This window comes from Actinoplanes sp. NPDC026623 (assembly GCF_040638275.1).
GTDB lineage: Bacteria > Actinomycetota > Actinomycetes > Mycobacteriales > Micromonosporaceae > Actinoplanes.
This window is the reverse complement of sequence record NZ_JBEZXZ010000173.1, coordinates 13937-18995: the sequence shown is the minus strand read 5'-3', so window position 1 is coordinate 18995 and position 5059 is coordinate 13937. Positions and strand designations below refer to the sequence as shown.

At 74.9% G+C, this 5059-nt stretch carries 4 protein-coding genes; 3 read left to right on the top strand and 1 reads right to left on the bottom strand.

From position 1 onward, the window contains the following. The 3 genes from AB0F10_RS34740 to AB0F10_RS34730 form a co-directional block, all read left to right on the top strand. Positions 1 to 2485, top strand: a 2485-nt coding sequence (locus tag AB0F10_RS34740) for an FtsK/SpoIIIE domain-containing protein (protein WP_360635053.1), incomplete at its 5' end; no start/stop codon positions are given. Beyond that, positions 2482 to 3204 (top strand): hypothetical protein, encoded by a 723-nt coding sequence (locus AB0F10_RS34735; protein WP_360635050.1) that lies wholly within the window; start codon positions 2482 to 2484, stop codon positions 3202 to 3204. The genes AB0F10_RS34740 and AB0F10_RS34735, both read left to right, overlap by 4 nt. A 107-nt stretch (positions 3205 to 3311) precedes the next feature. Next, positions 3312 to 4097, top strand: a complete 786-nt coding sequence (locus tag AB0F10_RS34730; RefSeq protein ID WP_360635047.1) for an aminotransferase class IV — start codon at positions 3312 to 3314, stop codon at positions 4095 to 4097. Here the strand turns inward: AB0F10_RS34730 and AB0F10_RS34725 are convergent. Next, positions 4094 to 4966 (bottom strand): DUF72 domain-containing protein, encoded by an 873-nt coding sequence (locus AB0F10_RS34725; RefSeq protein ID WP_360635044.1) that lies wholly within the window; start codon positions 4964 to 4966, stop codon positions 4094 to 4096. The genes AB0F10_RS34730 and AB0F10_RS34725 overlap by 4 nt on opposite strands. Between the last annotated feature and the right edge of the window lie 93 nt (positions 4967 to 5059).

Sequence of the window (5059 nt, the reverse complement as noted above, 5' to 3'; positions counted from 1 at the left end):
GCTTGCCGACCAGCGGGACAGGCGGCTCGAGGAGATCGACGAGCGGCACGAGCGCGACCTGGCCGCGCTGGCCGGCGCCGCGGCCGAGACGGCCCTGGCCGCCGCGCCGGGCGCCGCCGGCCTGCCGTGGTCCCGGTGGCGGCCGACGCCCGCCGGCACCCAGGTACCGGCGCCGGAGCTGCGCGCCGGCCGGCTGCTGCTGCCGTACGAGGGTGAGGTGCCCGCGCTGGTGCCGCTGCTCGACCGCGGTCACGTGGTGATCCGCGGCGACGAGTCCGTCGGGGACGACATGGTGGCCGCGCTGGTGCTGCGCGCACTGGGCTCCACCGAGGCCGGCCGGGTCCGGATCACCGGCTACGACCCCGAGCAGCTCGGCGGGGGCCTCGCCGGGTTCGCCCCGCTCGCCCCGGCCGGGGTGCTGACCTTCGTCGGCCCGGGCGGGCTCGCGGCGCTGCTGGACGACCTGGTCGACCACGTGCGCCGGATCAACGAGACCGTGCTCGCCGGCGAGCACACCTCGCTGCGGGAGCTGGCCGCCGCCACCGGGCGCCGCCCCGAGCCGTGGCGGGTGGCGATCCTGCTCGGCGCCGGGCGCCCCGACGAGCTGTCGCGGCACGAGCGGGGGCAGCTGGACCGGCTGCTGCGCACGGGCGCGGCCTGCGGCGTACACCTGATCATTCGGGGTCTCCCGGTGCGGCCCGGCGCCGGGATCGAGTTCATCGACGCGGCGCCGGGTGACGACGCGCGCCTGAGTGGCTGCGGCGACCTGCCGGTGCGGCTCGACCCGGCGCCGACGGCGGCCGTGATCACCCGCACCTGCCGGAAGATCGCCGACGAGGTCGCCGCCGGGCCCGCCCCGGTCTCGCTCGACAGCCTGCTGCCGGAGCACGAGTGGCAGCAGAGCTCGGCGCGGGCGCTGACCGCGCCGCTCGGCGACAGCCCGCAGGGCTCCCCGGTGCACGTGACGCTCAGCGACTATCCGCCGCACGCCCTGATCGCGGGGCCGTCCGGCACCGGCAAGACCAACCTGATCTACGCCTGGATGGGCGCCCTCGCGGCCCGCTACTCCCCCGCCGAGCTGGCCTTCTACCTGCTCGACTTCAAGGAGGGGGTGTCGTTCGCCCGGTTCGCGCCGGGCCGCCGCGACCCCAGCTGGCTGCCGCACGTGCGGCTGGTCGGCGTCAACGTCAACACCGACCGCGAGTTCGGCCTGGCCCTGCTGCGGTTCCTCGGCGCGGAGCTGCGCAGCCGGGCCGACGCCGCCAAGCGTCACGAGGTGACGAACCTGGCCGAGCTGCGCGCCGACGACCCGGACGGCACCTGGCCCCGGATCGTCGCGGTGGTCGACGAGTTCCAGGTGCTGCTCTCCGGGCGCGACGCGGTCGCGGCCGAGGCGGTCGACCTGCTGGAGGACCTGGCCCGGCGCGGCCGCTCGCAGGGCATCCACCTGGTCCTGGCCAGCCAGGACGTCTCCGGCATCGAGGCGCTGTGGGGCCGGCCGGCGCTGGTCGCGCAGTTCTCGCTGCGGATCGCCCTGCCCCGGGCCCGGCGCGTGCTGGCGGAGACCAATCAGGCCGCCGACGTGCTGCCGCGCTATCACGCGGTGGTCAACGCCGACTCGGGTGCCACCGAGGCGAACCGGATCGTCCGGGTGCCGGACGCCGGCAACCGGGAGCGCTGGAGCGAGCTGCAGCACCGGCTGTGGCGGCACCGCCCGCCCGAGCTGGCCGCGCCCCGGCTCTTCGACGGCGACGCCATTCCGCGGCTCGAGGACAGCCCGGAGTTCCGCCGCTTCAGCCCGGCGGCCACGGTGGCCGCCCCGGTGGTGCTGCTCGGCGAGACCATCGACGTCGAGTCGCGCTCGGCCGCGACCGTGCTGCGCCGCGCCCCGGGGCGCACGATCGCCGTGCTGGGCACCCGGGTCGACGAGGCGTGCGCGGTGCTGGGCACCGCGGCGCGCTCGCTCGCCGCGCAGTTCACGCCGGGTGCGGCCCGCTTCTCGGTGGCCTGCCTGGACACCGACGCCGGCGCCGCCGTCGACGCGCTCAAACGCTACCTGCCGCCGGAGACGGGCTACTTCGACAACGACACCGTGGACTCGCTGCTGGAGGACGCCGCCGAGGGGGCCGCGCTGGGCACCGCCGCGGACCGGCCGCACTTCATCTTCCTGTACGCGGTCGACGCCGCCCCGAGCGCCGCCGCCGAGCCGCTGCGCCGGATCATGCGGCAGGGCCCCGAGCGGCGGATCCACATCATCGGCTGGTGGCGCGGCGCCGCCCTGCTGCGCGACACGCTGGGCGGGCAGGCCTCGCGGACGGACCCGATCGGCGCCTGGGTGGCGCTGGACGTGCACGGCAGCGAGCTGTCGCCCTACTACCCGGGGCACGGCTCGCCGAACTGGTATCCGCGGCCCTGGCGCGCGCTGCACTTCGACCGCTCGGTGCACCGCGGCGCCGAGGTGATCATCCCGTACGGGCCGTCATGACAGCTCCGGAGAACGACTCGATGCTGGAGCGCCGCGCGGCCGATTACCGCAGCGTCCTGCGGAAGCTGACCAACCTGGACGACGAGGCCGGCGCGCACCGGGCCGAGGCGCGCAGCTGGCACGACAGCCGCGCGATCGAGGCCGACAACGCCGTCCGCGCCGCCGACCAGCGGATCCGCGAGGCGCGGGCGGCCGTCGAGAAGGCGCAGCACGAGCGCGACGAGGTGGACGCCCGGGCGGCGGTGCTGTGGGCGGAGTTCGCGCACAAGATCGGGCGGCCGGCCGACCGCTTCGGCGCGCAGGCACCGCAGCCGGCGATCCCGCACCAGCGCGACCGCGGCCCCGAGGACTACCTGCAGGACGCGGCCACCCTCGCCGCCTGGGCGCCCGCGAAGCGGCCGGGCTCGGGCAACGCCTCGCTGCTGTACGCGGTGCTGGGCGCGCTGGGCGGCGCGGTCGGCGTGGCGGCGTGGTCCCTGCTGCGCTGGGCCGGGCGGCAGGCCGGCGGCGACCTCGCCGTCGGGCTGCCGGTGGTGGCCCTGGTGGTGGCGCTGCTCGGCCCCGTGCTGGCGGTGGCGACGGCGAAGCGGGTCGCCGACCGGCGCTCCGCCCAGCTGGACTTCTCCGCGGTGGTCACGGTGCTGATCGCCGGCCTGATCGCGGCCGGGGTGGTCCTGGTGCTGGCCCGCGGCGTCGCCGCCTCCTCCGGCGCCGGCTAGCAGCACCGGACGCGGTGATCATTATCGGTCGGCGGCGGCGGGCACCCCGCCACGCCCGGCCGACGGCCGGGGGCCGAAGGTCACCCCGTACGCCGTAGGTTGAAGGGGTGAACGTCGAGCTGAACGGGCAGGCGCCGGACCTGGCGCTGCTGCACCGGATCGCCACCCTGAACTACGGGCATTTCACGTCGCTGCAGGTGCGCGACAACCGGGTCCGTGGCCTGGCCCTGCACCTGGCCCGGCTCGCCGACGGCGCCGAGGAGCTGTTCGGCCACCGCATCGGCGTGGCGGAGGAGCACCGGCTGCTGGGGCTGATCCGGCACGCCCTCGGCGACGTCCGGGACGCCTCCGTACGGGTGACATTCGTGCCGGGCCCCGACGAGCAGGGCCCGCCGGACGTTCTGGTGTCGGTCTCCGATCCGGCGCCCGACGAGCCCGGGCCGCCCCTGCGGGTGCAGTCCGTGATCTACGAGCGTGAGCTGCCCGAGCACAAGCACCGGGCGACGATGGGGCTCACCTACCACCGGCGCGAGGCGCGGCTGGCCGGCTTCGACGACGCGCTGTTCCTCGGCCGCGACGCCATGGTCCGCGAGGGCACCACCTGGAACGCGGCGTTCTGGGACGGCAGCCAGGTGGTGTGGCCGGTCGCACCGGTGCTCAGGGGCGTGACGATGGTGCTGCTGCAGATCGCGATGAGCATCAACGGCACCCCGTGGACGCTGCGGCCGATCGGCGCCGAGGAGCTGGCCGGCTTCGCGGCGGCCGCGGCCGTCAACTCGCTCTGCCCGGCGCAGCCGATCGCCAGCATCGACGAGCTGCCGCTCAAGGACGACGGCCTGCTGGCGGAGACCCTGCGGGAGGCCTGGTCGACCGTGCCCTGGGACGAGCTCTAGGCCTCTTCCAGGAGCTCGATCAGGGTGCCGGCGTTCTTCTGGGCGTAGTCCGAGTAGCAGTTGTTCATGAAAACCTGGGTGGTCCGCGCCTCGGCGGCGAGGCCGCGCAGCTTCGGCACCCACTCGCGGAGTTCCCTCTTCGAGTAGTCGTAGCCGAACTTCTCGTGGATGTCCTTGCTCGTCCATTTCTCGCTGTGGCCGTGGAACCGGACGACGGCCAGGTCCGAGGTGGCGGCCAGTACCGGCGGCACCGAGGACCGGTGGCCCTGCGGCATGTCGACGCAGACCAGCGGAAGCTCGTGCCCGCGCAGGAAGTCCAGGGTCTCGCGGGCGTTGTCGCCGTCGAACCAGGAGGCGTTGCGGAACTCGAAGACCGGCCGCAGCGGCCGGCACCTGGCCGCGACCTCGAGCAGGTAGTCCTTGTTGGAGCGGCGGATACCCCACCAGGGCGGGAACTGGAACAGCAGCGCGCCCAGCTTGCCCGCCTCGACCAGTGGATCGAGGGCGCTCAGGAACCGGGTCCACACCTCTTCGTACGCGGGTGCCGGCAGGTCGCCCGGGTAGACGTTCTTCTTGTCGGTCTCGGGGCGCAGGTCCTTGTAGATCGCCGACACCTTCGTCGGGTGGCCGGTCAGCATGCTGAAGGCCTTGATGTTGAAGGTGAAGCCGTCCGGCGTGCGCTCGGCCCACAGCCGGGTGGTCTGCTCGGCCGGCGGCGCGTAGTAGGTCGCGTCGACCTCTACGACTCCGAACCGCTTCGCGTAGTAGGCCAGGCGCCGCTCGGGATTGTCGGCACTCGGCGGGTACCACCCCGACTCGAGCAGGGTCCTGTCGGTCCACGACGCCGTGCCGACCTGGATCTCGCCCATGACGTCAAGCTAGCCCTGATACGGCCGGTCCGCCGCCCGAGCCGGAGGGGCGGCCCCGCCGGGCCGACCCACCCCCCGCGCGCCGCTCGCGGG